At 68.3% G+C, this 20,114-nt stretch carries 21 protein-coding genes; 2 read left to right on the top strand and 19 right to left on the bottom strand.

The features are described from left to right. Window positions 1-78: 78 nt before the first annotated feature. Window positions 79-702 (top strand): hypothetical protein, encoded by a 624-nt coding sequence (locus tag VH914_14260; protein HEX4492370.1) that lies wholly within the window; start codon window positions 79-81, stop codon window positions 700-702. Between the two features lie 62 nt (window positions 703-764). On the opposite strand, the gene VH914_14255 is transcribed toward VH914_14260, so the two are convergent. The 8 genes from VH914_14255 to uppS all read right to left on the bottom strand — a co-directional run bounded on the left by VH914_14255 (window position 765) and on the right by uppS (window position 8,891). Continuing rightward, the gene (locus tag VH914_14255) at window positions 765-1,208 is read right to left on the bottom strand and encodes a GNAT family N-acetyltransferase (GenBank protein ID HEX4492369.1); all 444 of its coding nucleotides are present in this window, start codon (window positions 1,206-1,208) and stop codon (window positions 765-767) included. A 73-nt stretch (window positions 1,209-1,281) separates the two neighbouring features. Beyond that, window positions 1,282-1,695, bottom strand: coding sequence for a PaaI family thioesterase (locus tag VH914_14250; GenBank protein HEX4492368.1), 414 nt, complete (start codon window positions 1,693-1,695; stop codon window positions 1,282-1,284). 14 nt (window positions 1,696-1,709) lie between these two features. Then, window positions 1,710-4,343 carry a pyruvate, phosphate dikinase gene (gene ppdK, locus VH914_14245; GenBank protein HEX4492367.1) on the bottom strand — a complete coding sequence of 878 codons (2,634 nt, stop codon included), beginning with the start codon at window positions 4,341-4,343 and terminating at the stop codon, window positions 1,710-1,712. A 43-nt stretch (window positions 4,344-4,386) separates the two neighbouring features. Further along, the gene (locus tag VH914_14240; protein ID HEX4492366.1) at window positions 4,387-5,397 is read right to left on the bottom strand and encodes an RDD family protein; all 1,011 of its coding nucleotides are present in this window, start codon (window positions 5,395-5,397) and stop codon (window positions 4,387-4,389) included. Window positions 5,398-5,473: 76 nt separating this feature from the next. Continuing rightward, window positions 5,474-6,784 carry a glycine--tRNA ligase gene (locus VH914_14235; GenBank protein HEX4492365.1) on the bottom strand — a complete coding sequence of 437 codons (1,311 nt, stop codon included), beginning with the start codon at window positions 6,782-6,784 and terminating at the stop codon, window positions 5,474-5,476. 61 nt (window positions 6,785-6,845) lie between these two features. Further along, a complete protein-coding gene (gene recO / locus VH914_14230) occupies window positions 6,846-7,571 on the bottom strand; it encodes a DNA repair protein RecO (protein ID HEX4492364.1) in 726 nt (241 codons plus the stop codon). Window positions 7,572-7,599: 28 nt separating this feature from the next. Next, window positions 7,600-8,094 carry a hypothetical protein gene (locus VH914_14225; protein HEX4492363.1) on the bottom strand — a complete coding sequence of 165 codons (495 nt, stop codon included), beginning with the start codon at window positions 8,092-8,094 and terminating at the stop codon, window positions 7,600-7,602. A 77-nt stretch (window positions 8,095-8,171) separates the two neighbouring features. Next, window positions 8,172-8,891: a polyprenyl diphosphate synthase gene (gene uppS / locus VH914_14220; protein ID HEX4492362.1), complete on the bottom strand. Its 720-nt coding sequence runs from the start codon at window positions 8,889-8,891 to the stop codon at window positions 8,172-8,174. Between the two features lie 36 nt (window positions 8,892-8,927). Between uppS and VH914_14215 the strand changes: the two genes are divergently transcribed. Further along, on the top strand, window positions 8,928-9,809 hold the full coding sequence (locus VH914_14215) for a diacylglycerol kinase family protein (protein HEX4492361.1): 882 nt from the start codon (window positions 8,928-8,930) through the stop codon (window positions 9,807-9,809). A gap of 6 nt (window positions 9,810-9,815) precedes the next feature. On the opposite strand, the gene VH914_14210 is transcribed toward VH914_14215, so the two are convergent. From VH914_14210 to VH914_14160, 11 genes are all read right to left on the bottom strand, one after another. After that, on the bottom strand, window positions 9,816-10,598 hold the full coding sequence (locus VH914_14210) for a plastocyanin/azurin family copper-binding protein (protein ID HEX4492360.1): 783 nt from the start codon (window positions 10,596-10,598) through the stop codon (window positions 9,816-9,818). Continuing rightward, window positions 10,595-11,452 (bottom strand): cytochrome c oxidase assembly protein, encoded by an 858-nt coding sequence (locus VH914_14205; protein ID HEX4492359.1) that lies wholly within the window; start codon window positions 11,450-11,452, stop codon window positions 10,595-10,597. The genes VH914_14210 and VH914_14205 overlap by 4 nt, the downstream gene beginning before the upstream one ends. Next, window positions 11,452-11,847: a cytochrome C oxidase subunit IV family protein gene (locus VH914_14200; GenBank protein HEX4492358.1), complete on the bottom strand. Its 396-nt coding sequence runs from the start codon at window positions 11,845-11,847 to the stop codon at window positions 11,452-11,454. The genes VH914_14205 and VH914_14200 overlap by 1 nt, the downstream gene beginning before the upstream one ends. 13 nt (window positions 11,848-11,860) lie before the next feature. After that, window positions 11,861-12,496 carry a heme-copper oxidase subunit III gene (locus VH914_14195; GenBank protein ID HEX4492357.1) on the bottom strand — a complete coding sequence of 212 codons (636 nt, stop codon included), beginning with the start codon at window positions 12,494-12,496 and terminating at the stop codon, window positions 11,861-11,863. Next, window positions 12,493-14,400: a cytochrome c oxidase subunit I gene (ctaD, locus tag VH914_14190; GenBank protein ID HEX4492356.1), complete on the bottom strand. Its 1,908-nt coding sequence runs from the start codon at window positions 14,398-14,400 to the stop codon at window positions 12,493-12,495. Before ctaD ends, VH914_14195 begins: the two co-directional genes overlap by 4 nt. Before the next feature lie 40 nt (window positions 14,401-14,440). Continuing rightward, complete coding sequence (gene coxB, locus VH914_14185) at window positions 14,441-15,472, bottom strand: cytochrome c oxidase subunit II (protein ID HEX4492355.1); 1,032 nt, start codon at window positions 15,470-15,472, stop codon at window positions 14,441-14,443. Between the two features lie 181 nt (window positions 15,473-15,653). After that, complete coding sequence (gene era / locus VH914_14180; protein HEX4492354.1) at window positions 15,654-16,559, bottom strand: GTPase Era; 906 nt, start codon at window positions 16,557-16,559, stop codon at window positions 15,654-15,656. Between the two features lie 67 nt (window positions 16,560-16,626). Next, complete coding sequence (locus VH914_14175; GenBank protein HEX4492353.1) at window positions 16,627-17,907, bottom strand: hemolysin family protein; 1,281 nt, start codon at window positions 17,905-17,907, stop codon at window positions 16,627-16,629. Window positions 17,908-17,913: 6 nt separating this feature from the next. Next, the gene (gene ybeY / locus VH914_14170; protein ID HEX4492352.1) at window positions 17,914-18,438 is read right to left on the bottom strand and encodes an rRNA maturation RNase YbeY; all 525 of its coding nucleotides are present in this window, start codon (window positions 18,436-18,438) and stop codon (window positions 17,914-17,916) included. Window positions 18,439-18,574: 136 nt separating this feature from the next. Further along, on the bottom strand, window positions 18,575-19,486 hold the full coding sequence (locus VH914_14165; GenBank protein ID HEX4492351.1) for a PhoH family protein: 912 nt from the start codon (window positions 19,484-19,486) through the stop codon (window positions 18,575-18,577). Window positions 19,487-19,595: 109 nt separating this feature from the next. Further along, a complete protein-coding gene (locus VH914_14160; protein ID HEX4492350.1) occupies window positions 19,596-20,093 on the bottom strand; it encodes a transcriptional regulator in 498 nt (165 codons plus the stop codon). Between the last annotated feature and the right edge of the window lie 21 nt (window positions 20,094-20,114).

Here is a 20,114-nt window from a genome sequence, read left to right as displayed (position 1 = left end):
CTCGATCTGATCGAGAAGAGCGACGCAGGCGCGTCACGAAACTCGATCAGTTCGCCGAATCCCCTACGCTGCGCCGTCGTGGGCGGGCGGATGCGGTTGTGCGTCGCGGCGGCGGTCGTCGCCCTCTCGGCGTGCGGCGGCGGCCGGTCCGCGGTGACGACCACCACGACACCTGGGCCGGTCGACCGGCAGGCGCCGTTCCTGCGGGTCGTGACCGCAGAGTCGAAGCCGCCGTGCCGCGCCGGTCAGGTCCCCGGATTCGGCACCGAGCAGGACGGCAAGTGCTTCGCGCTCGGCACGACGCTCGCACGCGCCGACGGTCTCTCGAGCTATCGCGTCTCGTGCACGGATCCATCGGTCGGTTGGAACATCTTGCTGGCGTTCGACCGCGACGCGGGTGCGCAGATCTCCTCGTTCACGCGTGCACACGTCGGCACGCAGCTCGCGCTGGTCGAAGACGGCGTCGTCGTGTTCGCGTCCCGGGTGAGCACACCGGTCGGGCGGGACTTCACGCTGACGAACCAGGACTTCCACGCGTCGGCGCTGCGTCGCATCGGCGCGCGCTCCGGTGCCCGGGAACAAGCGTCCGGAACGAATGGCCTGCCGCCGACGCCGCCCGGATCGCCCAGCACGCTCACGATCACGCCGATCCCGACCGTGACGCCGGCGCGCATCGGTCGCTGCAAGGCGAACGACGACTGACTTCTGGGCCCTTCAGTTCCCCTCAGGGGAATCCAATGGCCCAGAAGTGCGAAGGTCCCAGGTCAGGCGGGCGGGGCCAGCGGGCGGAGGAGGCGTTCCATCGCGCGCTCGGGATACGAGTGCGGGGTGAAGCCGAACTTGGCGTACAACCCGTGCGCGTCGCGCGTGCCGAGCTGAAGGCGGTTGATCCCGGAAGCCGCGTCGGCGACGCACTCCATCAGGAACACGCCCAACCCGCGCCCTTGCATCGCGGACGCGACGAACACGTCCGCGACCCAGCCGTACGTGACGCGATCGGTGACGAGCCGGGCGAACCCGACGACTCCGCCCGTCGCCTCGTCGATCAACGTGAAGCACCACGACGCCGCGAGCGCGGCCGCGGTCTCGTCACGCGTGCGATGTGTCGCCCAGTACGACTCCGTCGAGAGGTACGCGTGCACGACCTCGACGTCGACGCGCGCCGGATCGTCGGTGACAAGAAATCCGTCCTGCCGCCACTCGGTCACGACGCACCGTCGGCATGCGACCAGACGCGGTGGCATCTCGCGTCCGGAGCGGCGAGCGAAGCGAGTGCGACGATCAAGACGGCGGGATCGCGTACGTCACCGACGCACGCGCGCACGGCTCCGCGGAACCGTCGGCGGTCATCAACACGTCGCCGACGGCCAACGAGCGGCCGACCTTCAGCAATCGCGTGTCGGCAACGACGTCGTGCGCGCCGACGAAGCGTAGGAAGTCGATGTCGAGGTGCGTCGTCACCGTCATCGCGACCGGGCCGACGACGGCGAGCACCGCGACCCACATCGCGACGTCGGCGAGCGCCATCAGCGAGGGCCCCGACACGGTGCCGCCGGGCCGCAACATCCGCTGCTGATGCGTCAGCCGAACGACGGCGCGCCCTTCCGACAACGAGATGATCTCGTACGCCTCGAACGCGCCCGGCCAGACCGATTCGATGAAGGCGCGCACGCCTTCCGCATCGAGCTGCAACACGGCGACGAAACCGGCTACGCGGTGCCGCCGGGTCCGCCCGCGCCGAGCGCCGCGTGCGCGGCGGCGAGCCGCGCGATCGGCACGCGGTACGGCGAGCAGGACACGTAGTCGAGGCCGACCTCCGCGCAGAAGTGCACCGACGCCGGGTTGCCGCCGTGCTCACCGCAGATGCCGAGCTTGAGGTCCGGGCGCGTCGCCCGACCCTCGCGCACGCCCATCTCGACGAGCTTGCCGACACCCTCGACGTCGATCTCCTCGAACGGGCTCACGCGCAGCAGCTTGTCCGCGAGATACGCGGGCATGAGCCGGCTCTCGACGTCGTCGCGCGAGAAGCCGAACGTCATCTGCGTGAGGTCGTTCGTACCGAACGAGAAGAACTCGGCGACCTCCGCGATGTCGGCCGCGTCGATCGCGGCGCGCGGCGTCTCGATCATCGTGCCGACGGTGTAGTGCAGGTCGACACCCGCGGCCGCGAGCACCTCGGTCGCGACCTCGCGCACCCACTCGTCGAGCATCGCGAGCTCGGCGCGGTTGACGATGAGCGGGATCATGATCTCGACGCGCGGATCGCCTCCCGCCTGCTTGCGTTCGACCGCGGCTTCCATGAGTGCCCGTACCTGCATGCGGTACAGGCCGGGCTTCAGGATGCCGAGCCGGCAGCCGCGCGTCCCGAGCATCGGGTTCACTTCCTGCCACGCGCGCGCCGCCGCGAGGAGCTGCTCGCCCTTTGCGTCGAGCTCGCCCTTCGCCTGCGCGACGATCAGCTCCTCGATGTCGGGCAGGAACTCGTGCAGCGGCGGGTCGAGCAGGCGCACGGTGACCGGCAGCCCGTCCATCGCCTCGAGGATCCCGACGTAGTCGGAGCGCTGCACGCGCCGCAGCTCCTCGAGCGCGGCGGCCTCTTCCTCGTCGTTCGACGCCAGGATCATCCGCTGCACGATCGGCAGCCGGTCGCCGAGGAACATGTGCTCGGTTCGGCAGAGGCCGATGCCTTCGGCGCCGAACTCACGCGCGCGCTTCGCGTCTTCGGGCAGATCGGCGTTGGTGCGCACGCCCAGCACGCGGAACTCGTCGGCCCAGTCGAGCACCGTGCCGAACGGACCGCTCGGCTCGGGCGTCACGACCGCGACCTCGCCGACGACGACCTCACCGGTCGTGCCGTTGATCGACACGACGTCGCCTTCGCGCACGGTCACGTCACCGACGGTGAACGTGCGCGTCTTGAGGTCGATGCGCACGGCCTCGGCACCGCAGATCGCGGGCGTGCCCATGCCGCGCGCAACGACGGCCGCGTGGCTGACGAGACCGCCGCGCGATGTGAGGATGCCCTCCGCCGCGATCATGCCGCGCAGGTCGTCGGGCGACGTCTCGGGCCGCACGAGGATCACGCGCTCACCGTCGTTGTGATGCGATTCCGCGGAGTCGGCCGTGAAGTAGACGCGCCCCACGGCTGCGCCGGGCGACGCGTTGAGACCCTTCGCGAGCACGGTGTACTTCGCGTTGGGGTCGAACTGCGGGTGCAGCATCTGGTCGAGCTGGTCGGGCTGCACGCGCAGCACCGCTTCGTTCTTCGAGATCAGTCCCTCTTCGTGCATCTCGACGGCCATGCGCAACGCCGCGAGCGCGGTGCGTTTGCCGACGCGCGTCTGCAGCATGAACAGGCGACCCTGCTCGACGGTGAACTCGGTGTCGCACATGTCGCGGTAGTGCAGCTCGAGCTTCGCCAACACGTCGAGCAGTTGCTGATGCGACTCGGGGAAGTCGTTGGCCATCGCGTCGAGCGGCTCGGTGATGCGGATGCCGGCGACGACGTCCTCACCCTGTGCGTTGGCGAGGAAGTCGCCGTAGGGCGCGCGCTCGCCGGTGGCGGGGTTGCGCGTGAACGCGACTCCGGTACCGGAGTCGTCGCCCTTGTTGCCGAACACCATCGTCTGCACGTTCACCGCGGTGCCGAGATCGTCGGGGATCTTCTCCATGCGGCGGTAGACGCGCGCGCGGTCACCGTTCCACGAGCGGAACACGGCTTCGATCGCGTAGCGAAGCTGCTCCTGCGGATCGTCGGGGAAGTCGACGCCCGCTTCCTTCTTGACGATGCCCTTGAACGTCGCGACGAGCCCTTCGAGCGCGGTGCGGTCGAGCTCGGTCTCGTTGGTGACCTTCTTCTCCTCGAGCAGGTCGTGCAGCGCGTCCTCGAAGTGCTCGCCGGAGACGTCGAGCACGATCTTCCCGAACATCTGCACGAAGCGGCGGTACGAGTCGTACGCGAAGCGCTCGTTGCCGGTCTGGCGCGCGAGGCCGCCGACCGAGTCGTCGTTCAGCCCGAGGTTGAGGACGGTGTCCATCATCCCAGGCATCGAGAAGGGCGCACCCGAGCGCACCGACACGAGCAGCGGGTCGACGGGGTCGCCGAGCCGCTTGCCCATCTTGTCCTGGAGTTGCTCGAGCGCCTTCGCGACCTCGTCGAGGAGGCCGTCGGGGAACGCGTTGTCGCGCTGCATGTAGGCGTTGCACGCCTCGGTCGTGATCGTGAATCCCGGTGGTACGGGAAGGCCGAGAATCGTCATCTCGGCGAGGTTGGCGCCCTTGCCCCCCAGCAGGAACTTCTGCTCCTTCGAGCCTTCTTCGAAGCCATAGACGTACTTGGTCATGGGAGCGGGCCTCCGGCACGAGATTCGACTGGTCTCAACATTCTCACGCCTCGACGACCACCGTTTTCGCCAACCGGTCGTGGATGCCCTGGCGATCGGGCCGGTTCACCCAGCCGATGATGAAGATGATCCCGAGCAGCAACGCGAACTCACCGAGGATGAGGACACCGAGGAGCATGGCGACACCGAGCGGCAGGCCGAAACGGATCAGCGTGGGCTTCCAACCCACCGGCGACCCGTCGGCAACCCGAACGACACGGATCTTCTGCAACCGCTTGCCGACCGTCTGGCCGGTCAGCGCGGTCAACGGGACGAGATAGAGGAACGCGACCAACACCCCGATCGCGTAGACGACCTTCAGCCCGGGCGCGAAGTCCCGGTTGATGTCGTCGATCTCCTTGTTGTAGCCGTCCTTCTTCTTCTGATCGGCGTTCTGCTCGTCGGTCGCGGTCTTCTCCGCCGCGGTGTCGTGCTTGTCCTTCGCGGCCGACACCTTCTTCTTGTCGGCGTCGATCGTCTTGTCGACCGCGTCGACGCGCTTCTGCAGCGCCGACGCGTGCGAGCGCTCACCGGGAAAGCGCTTGTCGACCTGGCGCGCGCCGATCAGCTGCACCGCGGAGAACAACGCGAGCAGGATGACGACATCGGTCGCGAGCGCCACGAGGCGGCGGCGCACCGGCGCGACGACGAGCCCGTTCGGCAGCGTGACGGTTGCCGTCATGCGGTTCTGCCGCGCGTGGCGGATCTCCTCGCGCCGCTGCGCGCGCGTGACCGGCACCGGTCGCTCGCCGCCATCCTCGCCGTCACGGTCGTCGTGGTGCTCGCCGTCGCCGTCGTCACCCGACTCCCGCGCCCGCGCGAGCCGGTCGTCGTAGCGCTGACGCTGGGTCGGGTCCGACAACACGTTCCACGCGCGGTTCAGTTCCGCGACCTTGCCGCGCGTGTCGTCGCCGTCCTGCGCCTGCAGGTCGTCGCGCTTGGTGCGGTACGCGCCGCGGATCTCCTCGCGGTCGGCATCGGGCGCGACGTCGAGCAACTCGTAATAGTCGTCCATCACCTTGGTCGCATGTTCGCTCGTACGGGCACGGGGCCTCGCCTCGACGGGCAGTGACCGTTCACCTGCTCCATCGTCAATCGAACCGGGTGCGGAGGTGGTCGAGCAGTGCCTTCACCGGCACGCGTTCCTGCCCCATCGAGTCCCGCTCCCTCACCGTGACCGCCTGATCGTCGAGCGATTCGAAGTCGATCGTGACGCAGTACGGCGTGCCGACCTCGTCCTGCCGTCGGTACCGACGACCGATCGCGCCCGCCGTATCCGTGTCGATCTGGAAGTGCGGTCGCAGCGCGCCGGCGACCTCGTTCGTCAGCGGCGCGAGCTCGTCCTTCTTCGAGAGCGGGAGCACCGCGACCTTCGTCGGCGCGAGGCGCGGATGCAGTCGCAGCGTCGTGCGCGGCTCGCCGTTCACCTCTTCCTCGGCGTACGCGGCGAGCAGGAAGGCGAGCGTCGCCCGGTCGGCACCCGACGCGGGCTCGATCACGTACGGCCGGTAGTGCTCGTTCGTCGCCTGGTCGAAGTACGAGAGGTCGTCGCCGGACTCCTCGGAGTGACGACGGAGGTCGAAGTCGGTGCGGTTGGCGATGCCTTCGAGCTCGCCCCAACCCCACGGGAAGAGGAACTCCACGTCGGAGGTGCCCGCCGAGTAGTGCGACAGCTCCTCGGCATCGTGCGGCCGGATGCGGAGCATCGACTCGGGGATGCCGTGCTCGACGTACCAGTTGAACCGCTGCTGCACCCAGTACTCGAACCACTTCGGCGCCTCGTCGGGCGGCACGAAGTACTCCATCTCCATCTGCTCGAACTCACGAGTGCGGAAGAGGAAGTTGCCGGGCGTGATCTCGTTGCGGAACGACTTTCCGATCTGCGCGATGCCGAACGGCGGCTTGCGGCGCGCGGTCGTCTGCACGTTCTTGAAGTTCACGAAGATGCCCTGCGCGGTCTCGGGGCGCAGGTACGCGACCGACGCGTCGTCCTCGACGGGGCCGACATGCGTCTTGAACATCAGGTTGAACTGACGCGCGTCCGTGAACTGATCCTTCACGCCGCAGTTCGGGCACGCGCCCGACTCGGGGAGCTGGTCCTCGCGAAAACGTTCGTGACAGTTGCGGCAGTCGACGAGCGGGTCGGTGAAGGTGGCGACGTGACCGCTCGTCTCCCACACCTTCGGCGCCATGAGGATGGCGCTGTCGAGGCCGACGATGTCGTCGCGCAGCTGCACCATCGAGCGCCACCACGCGTCCTTCACGTTGCGCTTCAGGAGGACGCCCAACGGCCCGTAATCCCACGTGGAACGGAAGCCGCCGTAGATCTCGCTGGAGGGAAAGACCAAGCCCCGCCGCTTCGTCAGATTGACGACGCGGTCCATCAAGTCGTTCTTGGCCATGAGGTTTCAGGCTAGTCGGGGGCCTGGATTTTCCCGGGATTGCTTCTGATCAGCGGTGTGATCAGAGCAGCGTCGCGCTTCGGAGGCGACGTTCGAGGTGATACTCGACCGCCATCAACGCGAGACGCTCCACCTCGCGCGTCGTCGGGCCCGGCGGCTCCGCGAGCGCGACGTTGAGGCCGCCGCCGAGCAGCAACCGCAGCAGGGTCAGTGCCGCGGGCGTGACCGCGCGACCGGAGAGCGTGGCGCACGACGCGCACAACATCCCGCCGTCGGCGAGGTCGAAGGCGCGCAGCTCGATGTCGTCGCCTTCCGCAGCACAGCGCGCGCAACCGTCGAGCATCGGTTGGAAGCCTTCGAGGCTCAGCAGCTTCCAGAAGAACGCAGTGGTGACGAGCGCGCTGCGACGCTCACCGAGCGTGCGGAGCGCGCCGGTGAGCATGCGGTAGAGCGCGGGGTTCGGATCGCGCTCGGGCGTGACGTGGTCGACGACCTCGAGCATCGGGATCGCGTGCGTGAGCATCTGATAGCCCTCGCGCACGGCGCGGTTCGACTCGATCGTCTCGGCCTGCGTGACGACGTCGAGCTCGCGGCCCTTGTAGCACTGGAGCGCGACGTGAGTCGCGGGCTCGAGGCGCGCGCCGAAACGGCTCGACGTCTTGCGCACACCCTTCGCGACGGCGCGGATCTTGCCATGGCCCTGCGAGAAGATCGTGACGATCCGGTCGGCCTCCCCGAGCTTGATCGTGCGCAGCACGACCCCGTCGTCCCGGTACAGGCCACTCATGACACGAGTGTAATTCTCGAAGCGGTCCTCAGGCCTTGCGGCAGGTCATCTTCTGATTCGGCGAGCCGCCCGGCTCGAGTGGGAAGCCGAACGTCACCGAGCGGGACTTCCGGTCGGCCGTCACCGTCGACCACTTCGCGTTCGCGCCCTTGCCGCTCTTGATCCGGAACTGCTTCGTGTTCAACGCGATCGGCTTCGCCTCGGCCGCGCCCAAGTTGCGCTTGCTCCACTGCACCGCCAGGTCGGTGCCGGAGAGCTTCCACGCGCCCGAGAGCTTGTACGGCTTGGGCGCCTGCGGATACTGAATGGTGATCGTCACCGCGCCCGTGGTGGAGCTCGACTCGGTCACGACCGCGTTCGGCTTCAGGGTGATGCTCTGCCCACCGGCATGGATGGTCGTCGAGCAGTTCCACGTCCCGGCCGCGTACGACGCGAGCGTCACCACCGACGCCGACGCCGTCCCACACGCCGCGGCGAGCATCACCAGCATCGCCACTCCGACCCGCCGCCCCAGTTGTCCCATTTGCGTAGCGTACCGGGCGCGCCGGCGCGGCCGGAACACGGGCCGCGCGACGGGGCCATCCCCGTCGATCCTTGCGATCAGACCGCGCCGAAGCGGCGCTCGCGGCGCTGGAACTCGGCGACGGCCTCGAACAGATCCTCACGCCGGAAGTCGGGCCAGAGCACGTCGGTGAACACGAGCTCGGAGTACGCGAGCTCCCACAGCAGATAGTTCGAGATGCGGTACTCCCCCGACGTGCGCACGAGCACGTCGGGGTCGGGCATGTCGGGCGCGTAGAGGTGGCGGCGTACGACCTTGTCGTCGATGCGACCCGGGTCGAGTCGCCCGGCCGCAACCTCCGACGCGATCGCGCCGATCGCGTCGACGAGCTCGGCGCGGCCGCCGTAGTTGAACGCGAACGTCAGCGTGAGCCGGCGGTTGCCCTGCGTGAGCGCCTCGGTCTCCTCGATGCGCTGGCGCACGCGCCGCGGCACGCGCCCACCGCGCCGTCCGATGAAGCGCACGCGCACACCCTTGCCGTGCAGCTCGTCGCGCCGCTGCATGAGCAGCCGCTCGTTGAAGCCCATGAGGTAGCGGACTTCGTCGAGCGGACGCCGCCAGTTCTCGGTCGAGAAGGCGTACACCGTGAGCCAGCGCACGCCGATCTCGAGCGCGCCCTCGACCGTGTCGAACAACGCCTCTTCACCCGCCGCGTGCCCCTCGGTCCGCTTCAATCCCCGCTTCTGCGCCCACCGGCCGTTCCCGTCCATGACCACCGCGACGTGTCGGGGGATCCGGTTCGGATCGAGATCGGGCACGAGGCCGAAGCTAGTGCCGCCGGGTAGCGTCGGACGATGCCGTGGACCGTCGTCCTGAACCCGGCCGCCGGACGGATGCGTCGTCGTGATCTCGCACCGGCGCTGCGCGCGCTCGTCCGCCAGGCCGACGTCGATGCCGAAGTCGTCGTCTCGTCGTCGCGCGACGACGCGGAGCTCCTCGCGCGCAAGGCCGCGGCCGACGGGCGCGACCTCGTCGCCGCGGGTGGCGACGGCACCGTCGGCTTGCTCGCCGGCGTCGCCGCCGAGACCGATCGCCGGCTCGCGATCGTCCCTGTCGGCGCGGGCAACGACTTCGCGGTGACGCTCGGCTACGACCGCACGCGTCCGCTCGACGCGATCGGCGTGCTCGCCGACGGCCGCGACCTCACCGTCGACCTGGGCATGGTGAACGGCCACTGGTACACGTGCGTCACCTGCTCCGGCTTCGACGCCGAGGCGAACCGTTGGGCGAACACCGTCGAGCGGCTCTCGGGCACACCGCTCTACGTCGCCGCGGTGTTCCGAACCCTCGCCGACTACTCGCCGCGCGACTTCCGCATCACCGTCGACGACGACGTGTACGAGCTGCGCGCGTGGATGGTCGCGGTCGGCAACAGCCGCGCCTACGCGGGCGGCATGCGGATCGTGCCCGACGCGCGCATGGACGACGGGCTGCTCGACGTCTGCGTCATCGGCGACATCAGCCGCGCGCAGCTCGTCCGCCACTTCCCCAAGGTGTTCGGCGGCACGCACCTCTCGGTGCCCGGCATCTCGTCGTACCGCGGCGCGCGCGTGTGCGTCGAGACCCCCGGTCGCGACGACATGGAGGTGTGGGCCGACGGCGAACGCGTCGGACCGCTGCCCGCGACGATGGAGCCGAAGCCCGGCGCGCTGCGCGTGCGGGTGCCCGCGTCGTAGACGGAACTACGACGTGACGGTGAGCGTCCCGACCATGCCCGCGCTGGCGTGGCCCGGGATCGTGCAGTGGAACGCGTACGTGCCCGCGGGGAGTGTTCCCGCCCACGAATCCTGGTTCTGATCGAGCGTCGGGAACGCGGACGCGGCCGCACCCGAGTCGAACTGCAACGTGTGGGTCCCGTCGAACTTCACCGAGAGCTGCACGCAGCCCGCCTTCGCGGTCAGCTTGTTCGGGGTGAACGAGAGCGTGTTGTTCTCGCCCGCGACCGTCGTGATCTTCGACTTCACCGGCGTGCACTGGGTCGGCCCGCTCGCCACGTTCGGCGACGCCGCACCGATCGAGATCAGACCGCCGAGCAGCAGCACGAGCAGCGAGCCGGCGACCACCAACGTGAGCGACGAGCCCCGCACCTTCGGCGCGGCCGCGAGCGCGGTGCCGCCGCCGAGGATCAGCACGGTGATGACCGACGCGAACACCAACGCGAGCGTCTCGTCGTTCGCGAGGAAGATGCGCGAGACGTTCAAAACGTAGAACACGATCGCGGCGGCGACCCCGACCGGCACGATCAACGGCGCGAGGAACTTCGACCGGAACGTCGGCCGGTCGACGGGACCGGTCGGGTACGCGGCGTCGGCCGGTGCCACCAGCACGGGTGCGTCCGCGCTCGCGACCGTCCCGGCGGGCGCGTCGACGACGGCTTTCGCCGCATCGCCGGTGGCCTCGGGCGCGGCAGTGGATGCTTCGGCGGCATCCGCTGCGTCGGGCGTCGGGGTCTCGTCGTCGCTCATGGTTGCGTCATCCCTAGACGGACGAGCTCACGGTCGAGCTCGCGTGACGTGGACAGCGGGCCGGAATCGATCTCCTCGCGCTTGATCCAGCGGAAGAAGACGATAGTGATCACGCCCCAGATGAGGAGGCCGGCGCCGATCTTCATGATCAGCCCCGAGACCTGCATGTCGGTGAGCGCGCTGACGCCCCACAGCCGCGGGAACGTCGCGTACACGTGGTACAGCGGCCTCGAGCCGAACGTGAGGAACGAGGCCGGGACGGTCGGGATCACGCCTTGGAGGAACAAGAAGAGCATCCCCATCGGCGGATAGAGGCGCGGCACCTCGGGCAGCGGGCTCAGGATCGGCGTCCACACGATGATCGACGAGAGCAGCACGAGTGTGTGCACACCGAAGTGCACGATCCCGTAACGCAGCGCGACGTCGACGACCGCAGGGACGTGGATGAAGACGACGACCGCGTTGAAGAGGATCGTCGCGGGGAAGAAGCGGGCGACCCAGCGCATGGCGCGATAGAAGCCGGGCGGCGAGAGCAGCGCGCGCGCCATCCACGCGGGCGTCCCGAGCAGCAGCAGCGGTGCGGCGACCAACGAGTACGTGAGGTGCTGCACCATGTGGATGCTGAAGAGGTAGTGCTCGGCGAGGTCGTGGATCGGGTAGTCGGACGCGATCAGGATCGCGAGCGCGCCCGCACCGAAGCACGCGATCTGGAAGCGCGTCACCACCGCTTCGCCCGCGCGCACGTGCTTCGGGCCCACCCGCGCCACTGCGACCGCGTACGCCGCGACCAGGAGGCCGACGACGAGCCAGACGTCGGGGTGCGGTTGCCACGCGGGGAACGAGGCGCGCGGCATCAGTACCTGGCGAAGTGGAGCATGAGCAGCACGACGAGGTACAGCACCGGCGCGGCGCCGAGACCGATGAGGAAGAAGCGCCGCAGCACCTTGCTGTCGGTCCGCAGGTGCATGAACCACGCGACGACCAAGAAGAACTTGAGCGCCGCCATGATCCCGAGCGCGGCGATGATCAGGTTCGAGTTGACGTCGCCCTCGAGGTACGACGTCGCGATCTCGAACCCGGTGACCACGACGAGGATGACCGCCACCAGCACGTACTGCTGCGGCGTCGGGTGCGGCTTGCCGTGCGGCTGGGTCGCGACGACACCGCCGCCCTCGGTCGCGATCGCGGCGCCCCCGCCGAGCGGGACGAGCCCGGTGGCCTGGGGATCGACGGTGACCTGGTCGCTCATGGAAATCGCGGTCCTAGTGGTAGGGAACCAGATAGATCGCGGTGAAGATGAAGATCCACACGATGTCGACGAAGTGCCAGTACAGGCCCGCGACCTCGACGGCCTCGGACTCCTCGGTACCGAGCTTTCCCTGCATCGACCGGCTGTACAACGACAGCAGCCAGAAGATGCCGACCGTCACGTGCGCGCCGTGCAGGCCGGTGAGGATGAAGAACGTCGAGCCGAAGAGGTTCACGTGCAGGTTCAGGCCCTGCCGGTAGAAGCTCGTGAACTCGTAGACCTGGCCACCGATGAAGGTGAGGCCGAACAGCGCGGTCGACAGGATCCAGATGCGGAAGCGACGGTGGTCGCCCCGCTGGATCGCGGCGAGCGCGAGCACCATCGTGAGCGAGCTCATCAGCAGGATGAACGACGTGCACGAGGTGAACGGGATCGTGAACAGCTGCTTCGGTTTCGGACCGATCGTGTCCCGCCCGCGGTACAGCAGGTACGTCGAGATGAACGCACCGAAGAACAGGCACTCCGATCCGAGGAACGCCCAGATCGCGATCTTGACGTTGCTGATCCCGGTGTTCGTCGGGTGGCCGCCCGCGACGTGCGTCGGCGTGGCGGGATGCCCGTGATCGGTCGTCGCGACCGTCGTCGTCATGTTCCCGGCTCCGTCGACGGTTCGGTCGCCCAGCCGGTCATGCCGAACATCAGCCACACCGCGCCGAGCCCGACGAGCCACCAGTTCTTGAACACGAAGCCGTAGCCGAGGATCGGCAGGCCGATCGTGAAGAGCAGCGGCCAGTACGACGGCGACGGCATGTGGATGTGGTGGTGCGCCTCGGGCTCGGCGGTCGCGGTCGCGGCACCGGCGGGCAGGCGCACGAGCCGGCCGTCCTCGTCCTCGGTGTACTTGCGGTGCCACCACTCGTCACGGTTCGTGACGATCGGGATCTCCGCGAAGTTGAACTCCGGCGGCGGCGACGACGTCGCCCACTCGAGCGTGCGCGCGTCCCAGGGATCCTCGCCACAGGGCTCGCCGCGCAACTTCGTGTGCACGATGTTCACGATGAAGACGAGGACCGAGGTGGCGATGAGGAACGCGCCCACGGTCTCGAGCTTGTTCAGCAGATCCCAGCCGAGACCGGCGCCGTAGGTGTAGGTGCGGCGCGGCATGCCCTCGAGCCCGACGATGTGCATCGGGAAGAACGTGAGGTTGAAGCCGATGAGCATGATCCAGAAGCTCGTCTTGCCCAAGCGCTCGTCGAGCATCTTCCCGAAGACCTTCGGCCACCAGTAGTAGAAGCCGCCGAAGAGCGCGAACACGAGGCCGCCGAACAGCACGTAGTGGAAGTGCGCGACCACGAAGTACGAGTCGGTCTGCTGCGTGTCGGCCGGCACGATCGCCGACATGACGCCCGACAGCCCGCCGAGCGTGAACATCGCGATGAACCCGAGCGCGTAGAGCATCGGTGTCGCTAACCGCACCGCGCCGCCCCACACCGTGCCCAACCAGTTGAAGATCTTCACGCCGGTCGGGACGGCGATGATCATCGTCGACACACCGAACGCCGACTGCGCGACCGGACCGATGCCCGTCGCGAACATGTGGTGAGCCCACACGCCCCAGCCGAGGAAGCCGATCGCGATGCCGGAGAACACGACGACGCTGTAGCCGAACAACGGCTTGCGCGAGAACACCGGCAGGATCTCGGACACGACCGCCATGCCCGGCAGGATGAGGATGTAGACCTCGGGGTGCCCGAACAGCCAGAACAGGTTCTGGTACAGCAACGGATCACCGTGCATCGACGCGTTGAAGAAGTTCGTGCCGAAATTTCGGTCGAGGTACACCATCATCAGCGCCGCGGTGACGATCGGCATCGCGAACAGCGTGAGGAACGCGACGACCGTCATCATCCAGACGAACACCGGCATGCGCAGCATCGACATGCCCGGCGCGCGCATGTTGATCACGGTGACGATGAAGTTGAGCGCCGACGTCACCGACCCGATGCCGAGCATGATCAGGCCGATGGTCCAGAAGTCGGGACCGTGGCCGGGTAAGAAGCCCTTCGACATCGGCGTGCTGGTGAGCGGCGCGTAGCCGAACCAACCGCCGTTCGGCGCGCCGCCGAGCACGAAGCTCGAGTAGAGGAACAGGCCGCCGAGCAGGAAGACCCAGTACCCGAACATGTTGATGCGCGGGAACGCGACGTCGCGCGCACCGATCATGAGCGGGATCAGGTAGTTGCCGAACGCGATCGACAACGGCATGCCCATGAGGAAGATCATGGTGGTGCCGTGCATCGTGAAGACCTGGTTGTACTGGTTCGCGGTGAGCACGGTGCCGTTCGGGCCCCAGAGCTGCACGCGGATCAGGAGCGCCTCGATGCCCCCGATGAGGAAGAAGGCGAGCGCGGTGACGCCGTAGAGGATGCCGATCTTCTTGTGGTCGACGGTCGTGAACCAACTCCACGCGCCCGTCGTCGAGCGCGGGCGCTGCAACATCCGGTTGACGGGTTTGGTCTCGACGTGGGTCAGCGCGTCTTCGACGGTCGTCATCTCGCTGCGACCTCCAGACTGCGAACGGTGGCGATGAACATCAGTGCAGCGTCAGCAGGAAGTGGGCGATGTCCTGCGCCTGGCCGGCTGACATGCCGAACGTCTTCTCCATCGACGGCATCCCCACCTTGCACGGATCGGGCTGCGGCAGACGCGGGCACTGGTTGGGCTTGCGGCTCGGCGCGTTCAGCACCCACTTCCACAAGTTGTCGAAGGTCAGGTCGTACTTGCCGCCGGCGAAGATCTCGCGGTCCGCGAGGTGCGTGAGGTTCGGGCCGACCTCGGCCTTCGACACGCCCTGGAACATGTGGCACGTCGTGCAGCTGTACTCGGTGCCGAGCTTCTTGAACTCGGCGAGGTCGGCCGCGCTCGGCGGCGCCTGCTGCGTCTGCACCCAGGTGTCGTAGTCGGCCTGCGTCTGCGCGATCACGCGCAGGCGCATGTCGGCGTGACTCAGGCCGCAGTACTCCGCGCACTGCCCGAGGTAGGTGCCGGGCTTCTCGGCCTGGATCACCTCGACGTTCGTCTGGCCCGGCACGACGTCCTTCTTGCCCGAGAGCTCGGGCACCCAGAAGTCGTGGATCACGTTGTCGGACGTCATCGAGAGCACCACCGGTCGGTTGATCGGGATGTGCAGCTCGTTCGCGGTGTAGATGTTCTCCTTCGGGTACTTGTACTCCCACCACCATTGGTGCGCCATCACGTCGACGTGGATGACGTTCGGGCCCTTCGGCGTCTTCGCGAGCTGGAAGATCGTCGGCACGGTGAAGATCGCCATCACCGCGAGGATGAGCACGGGGATGATCGTCCACGTGATCTCGAGCGTGGAGTTGCCGTGAACCTGCTTCGGGTTCTCGTTGCCTTCGCGGCGACGGAACCTGAGCGGCAGGATGATCGTCGCGACGAGCACGCCGATGCCGATGACGACCGCGATCCAGAAGAACGGCGTGAAGAGGTTCAGGATCTTGTGCGCGGCCGGACCATCGGGGTGCAGCGAGTTCTGCTTGTTGTTGTTGCCGTTGCACCCGGCCGCGAGCAACGTGATCGCGGCGACGAGCGCACCCGCGCGCATCGTGCGACGGCGACGTCTCGGTTGCCTCCGCTGGCTGGTCATCCGACCGTTCTCACCCCCGCGCGCGGGTCCGGCGATGCACCGGACCGGCTCGTCGCGGCGACTCTATCCGTCACGCCGCGACCGGCAGCAACTTGTGCGTCATCGACGTTCGCGTCGTTCACAAGGGCGCAAATCGGCGTCACAGCCCGAGGCGATCGAGCGCCTGCGCGCGGCGCTGCCAGCGGGGCTCGACCTTCACCCGGGTCTCGAGGTGCACCCGCGTGCCGAGCAGCGCTTCGAGCTCGCGCCGGGCCGCGGTCCCCGCCGTCTTCAACACCTCGCCGCCGCGACCGACGACGATCCCCTTCTGAGATTCGCGTTCGACGAGCACGCGGGCGTGGAACGCGACCAGCGGGCCGGCGGCGCTCTCCCGCTCCTCGACCTCGTCGACCACCACCATGATCGAGTGCGGCAGCTCGTCGCGCGCGATCTTGAGCAGCTGCTCGCGCAGCAGCTCGGCCGCGAGGAACGCCTCGGGCTGATCGGTGACGACGCCCTCCGGGTAGTAGTGCGGACCCTCGGGCATGCGAGCGAGCAGCTCGCCGACGAGGGCATCGACACCGGCGCCCTTGCGCGCCGATACGGGCACGTACGCCTCGAACGCCGCGAGCTCCTCCGCGCGTGCGAGCTGCGTCGCGATCTCGTCGGGCGTCGCGCGGTCGGTCTTGCTCACGACGAGGACGAGTGGCGAGCCGCTGTCGCGCGCGGCCTGCGCGACGAAGCGATCACCCGGCCCGACCGCGGCGTTCGCCTCGATCACCACGCACACGACGTCGACCTCGGTGAGCGTCGCGAGCGCGCGCTGGTTCGACCGCTCACCGAGCAACGTGCGCGGCTTGTGCACGCCCGGCGTGTCGAGGAACACCATCTGGTCGGTCGGCGTCGTGCGCACGCCGCGGATCTCGTTGCGCGTCGTCTGCGGCTTGTCGGAGACGATCGCGACCTTGCGCCCGACGATGCGGTTCACCAGTGTCGACTTGCCGACGTTGGGCCGCCCGACGATCGCGACGAAACCCGAGTGGAACGTCGACTCCGCGTCACTCATCCGGCTGCGACCTTCAGCGCTCGATCCACACGGCGCGACGGCGCGCGTGCGGCCTGCGTCCGGCCGCTCACGACGGCTGCGATTCGGGCACTGCGTCGCTCGCACGCACGCGGTGCACGAGCACCGACACGATGCGCCGGCCCTGCACGCGCTCGGCGCAGAACTCGAGCCCGTCGACGAGGACGCACTCCCCTTCTTCGGGGACGTGCCCGAGCGTGTTGAACACGAGACCGCCGACGGTGTCCCACTCGTCGTCGGGCAGGTGCGCGTCGAGCTCTTCGTTCACGTCGTCGATCGGGGTGCGGCCCGGGCAGCGCAGCGAGCCGTCGGGGAGGTGCTCGACCTGGGGCTCCTCGACGTCGTACTCGTCGGTGATCTCGCCGACGATCTCCTCGAGCAGGTCCTCGAGCGTCACGAGCCCCGCAGTACCGCCGTACTCGTCGACGACGATCGCCATGTGGAACTTCTGCTGCTGCATCTCGCGCAGGAGCTCCGCGACCCGTTTCGACTCCGGCACGTAGACCGCCTCGCGCACCGCACCGCGCACGGGCTCGCTCCCCTGGCCCTCGGTCTGCAGCCCCACGAGGTCCTTCAGGTAGACGAGCCCGATGATGTTGTCGGTGCTCTTCTCGTACGCGGGCGTGCGCGAGTAACCGGCCGAGATCATCGTGTTCACGGCTTCGTCGACGGTCGCGTCGGCTTCGACTGCGACCATGTCGGGCCGGGGCAGCATCACCTCGCGCGCGACCGTGTCGCCGAACTCGAAGATCGAGTGGATGAGCTCACGCTCTTCGGTCTCGATCTCCTCCTCGTTGGCCGCGACGTCGGCCATCGTGAGGATCTCGTTCTCGGTGATGAACGGACCCTTCGCGAGGCCACGCCCCGGCAGGATGACGTTGGCGATGCCGATGAAGCCGCGCGTCAGCACGCGCAGCGGCGCGAAATGCGTGACGAACGACAACAGGCCCGACATCTGCGACGCCGCGCGCTCGGGATGGGTCACCGCATAGGTCTTGGGCGCGACCTCCGCGAACGTGAAGAACACCGTGATCTCGAGCGCGCTGCCGATGAACAGGCCGGCGGTGCCGAACGTGGGCTCGAGCACCGAGCCGAGCAGCGTCGCCGACACCATCTGGCATCCGAGCAACAACAGCAGCACCGAGTTGAGCGTGCGCTCCTGCTGGTCGAGCAGACCGAGGACGCGCGCGGCGCGCCGGTCACCGTGGTCGGCGAGCGTCGCGAGCTTGATGCGGCTCGCCTTCGTGAACGCGGTCTCCGACATCGCGAGCACGGCCGACGCGCCGAACAGCACCACGATCGCGACAATGGATCCCGCGCGCGCACCCACCGTCGTTCAGCTCCGTGCCTCGTCCTCGGCGAAGGCCGCGAGGATCTCTCGCTCGCGACCCTGCATCGCCTCGGTCTCCTCGGGTTCCGTGTGGTCGTAGTCGAGCAGGTGCAGCAGACCGTGCACGACGAGCAGCGCGAGCTCCGCGTCCAACGCGATCGAGCGTTGCGTCGCGTTGCGCTCGGCAACCACGGGACACACGTAGACGTCGCCGAGCAGCACCGGCGGCTCGGTCGCCTCGCTCGCCGAACCCGGACCCCTGCCGCCGCGGTCGGGAACCCGTCCGCTCTCGGGCACGTCGTCGTCGATCGGGAACGCGAGGACGTCGGTCGCGCCCGCGTTGCCGAGGAAGCGCTCGTTCAGCTGCGCCATCGCGGCCTCGTCGACGAACACGAGCGCGACGTGCACGTCGGGAGCGACGCGCTCGGAGTCGAGCACGAGGCGCGCGAGTCGTGAGAACCGCAGCAGGTCGACGGTGACGTCGTGCTGCTCGTCCGCCACGAAAACCGTGCTGTCGATCTCGTCGCTCATGTCGATTCGCTCGCTACTTCAGTCGCTCCCCTTCGGGTCGCGACTTCGGGCGCTCTCTGGCGAGCTCGACGGGTCGCTCCGCTCGCCGCCTTCGCCGCGTGGGAAAGACCGGATCGTGCGCGCCGGGTCACGGCACTCACGGTTTGCTCGTCTCGTGGCGCTCGTACGCGTCGACGATGTCCTGCACGATGCGGTGCCGCACGACGTCGCTGCTGCCCAGCTCGACGAACACGAGCCCGTCGATGTCGTCGAGGACCGAGCGCACCGCCAGCAGCCCCGAACGGCCGCGACCGTCGGGCAGATCGATCTGCGTGATGTCGCCGGTGACGACGGCCTTGGACCCGAAGCCCAGCCGCGTCAGGAACATCTTCATCTGCTCGGCGGTGGTGTTCTGCGCCTCGTCGAGGATGATGAACGAGTCGTTGAGCGTGCGGCCGCGCATGTAGGCGAGCGGCGCGACCTCGATCGTGCCCCGTTCCATGAGCCGGCCGATCGCCTCGGGCTCGACCATGTCGTAGAGCGCGTCGTACAGCGGCCGCAGATACGGATCGACCTTCGCGAGGACGTCGCCGGGCAGGAACCCGAGTCGCTCGCCGGCCTCGACCGCCGGACGGGTGAGGATGATGCGGTTCACCTGCTTCGCCTGGAGCGCCTGCACCGCGAGCGCGACCGCGAGGTAGCTCTTGCCGGTGCCCGCGGGTCCGATCGCGAACGTGACCGTGTTCTCGCGCACGGCGTCGACGTAGCGCTTCTGACCGCTCGTCTTCGGCCGCACGGTCTTGCGACCCTTCACGACCTCGACGGTCAGCACCTCGCTCGGACGCTGGTCGGCCTTCAACATCTCGATCGAACGCGACACGTTGTCGCGGTCGAGCTCGTGACCGCGCTCGAGCAGGACGACGAGCTCCTCGAACAGCCGGCCGACGCGCTCGGTCTCGGCTTCCTCGCCGGTCACGGTGATCTCGTTGCCGCGCACGTGGATCGACACGGGGAACGCGTCTTCGACCATGCGCAGCAGCTCGTCGCGTTGACCGAGCAGGCCGACCATCAAGTGGTTGCCCGGGACGAGGATCTTGACCTGCGTGGACGCCGCGGAAGTTGCCAAGGCAGACGTCAGCGTAGCGGCGCCGACGAACGCTCCGGCGCGGCTCGCAACCTCAGGTGGTGGCGCGCAGACCGAGTTGGTCGAAGCGCAAGCCGAGCTCTTCGACGCCCCGGTCGAGCACCGCGGCCAACACGCGCAGGTCGTCGCGCCGAATCGTCAGCATCTTGCCGTTGAAGTCCTGACGCTGCAGCTGGATCGTGCGCGCGTAGCGCGACAGGATCGCCGCGTCGGGATCGTCGACGTCGCCGAGGCGAGTGAGATCGATCGTGTAGCCGGTGTCGAGCGACAGGCCCGACGTGGTGCCGGCATCGGCGAGGTTGATCTCGGACTCGGAGTCCCGAGGCAGCAGCTGGTCGCCGGGCACCTCGTAGATCTCCGAGAGCCGCAACAGCCTCGGGACCGAGATGGCCCGCTCGCCGCGCTCGTAGGCGCCGAGAACGGACGCCTTGAACTCGAGGTTCGACCGTGCCTCCACATCGTGGAGGGAAAGGCCCTTTTGCCGGCGGATCGCCCTGAGACGCTCCCCGACACGTGCTCCGCTGCTCGACACCCCGAACTCCCTCACCCCTGC

It is taken from the genome of Acidimicrobiia bacterium (assembly GCA_036271555.1).
GTDB lineage: Bacteria > Actinomycetota > Acidimicrobiia > IMCC26256 > PALSA-610 > DATBAK01.
This window is presented reverse-complemented; position numbering and strand designations above follow the sequence as displayed.

Coding starts and splice junctions, on each gene's coding strand:
- VH914_14235 (HEX4492365.1), bottom strand. CDS start 6,784: ATGGCCAAGAACGACTTGATGGACCGCGTCGTCAATCTGACGAAGCGG.
- VH914_14165 (HEX4492351.1), bottom strand. CDS start 19,486: ATGGTCGGCCTGCTCGGTCAACGCGACGAGCTGCTGCGCATGGTCGAA.
- recO (HEX4492364.1), bottom strand. CDS start 7,571: ATGAGTGGCCTGTACCGGGACGACGGGGTCGTGCTGCGCACGATCAAG.
- VH914_14215 (HEX4492361.1), top strand. CDS start 8,928: ATGCCGTGGACCGTCGTCCTGAACCCGGCCGCCGGACGGATGCGTCGT.
- era (HEX4492354.1), bottom strand. CDS start 16,559: ATGAGTGACGCGGAGTCGACGTTCCACTCGGGTTTCGTCGCGATCGTC.
- ppdK (HEX4492367.1), bottom strand. CDS start 4,343: ATGACCAAGTACGTCTATGGCTTCGAAGAAGGCTCGAAGGAGCAGAAG.
- VH914_14205 (HEX4492359.1), bottom strand. CDS start 11,452: ATGCCGCGCGCCTCGTTCCCCGCGTGGCAACCGCACCCCGACGTCTGG.
- VH914_14225 (HEX4492363.1), bottom strand. CDS start 8,094: ATGGGACAACTGGGGCGGCGGGTCGGAGTGGCGATGCTGGTGATGCTC.
- VH914_14200 (HEX4492358.1), bottom strand. CDS start 11,847: ATGAGCGACCAGGTCACCGTCGATCCCCAGGCCACCGGGCTCGTCCCG.
- VH914_14240 (HEX4492366.1), bottom strand. CDS start 5,397: ATGGACGACTATTACGAGTTGCTCGACGTCGCGCCCGATGCCGACCGC.
- ybeY (HEX4492352.1), bottom strand. CDS start 18,438: ATGAGCGACGAGATCGACAGCACGGTTTTCGTGGCGGACGAGCAGCAC.
- VH914_14210 (HEX4492360.1), bottom strand. CDS start 10,598: ATGAGCGACGACGAGACCCCGACGCCCGACGCAGCGGATGCCGCCGAA.
- coxB (HEX4492355.1), bottom strand. CDS start 15,472: ATGCGCGCGGGTGCGCTCGTCGCCGCGATCACGTTGCTCGCGGCCGGG.
- ctaD (HEX4492356.1), bottom strand. CDS start 14,400: ATGACGACCGTCGAAGACGCGCTGACCCACGTCGAGACCAAACCCGTC.
- VH914_14195 (HEX4492357.1), bottom strand. CDS start 12,496: ATGACGACGACGGTCGCGACGACCGATCACGGGCATCCCGCCACGCCG.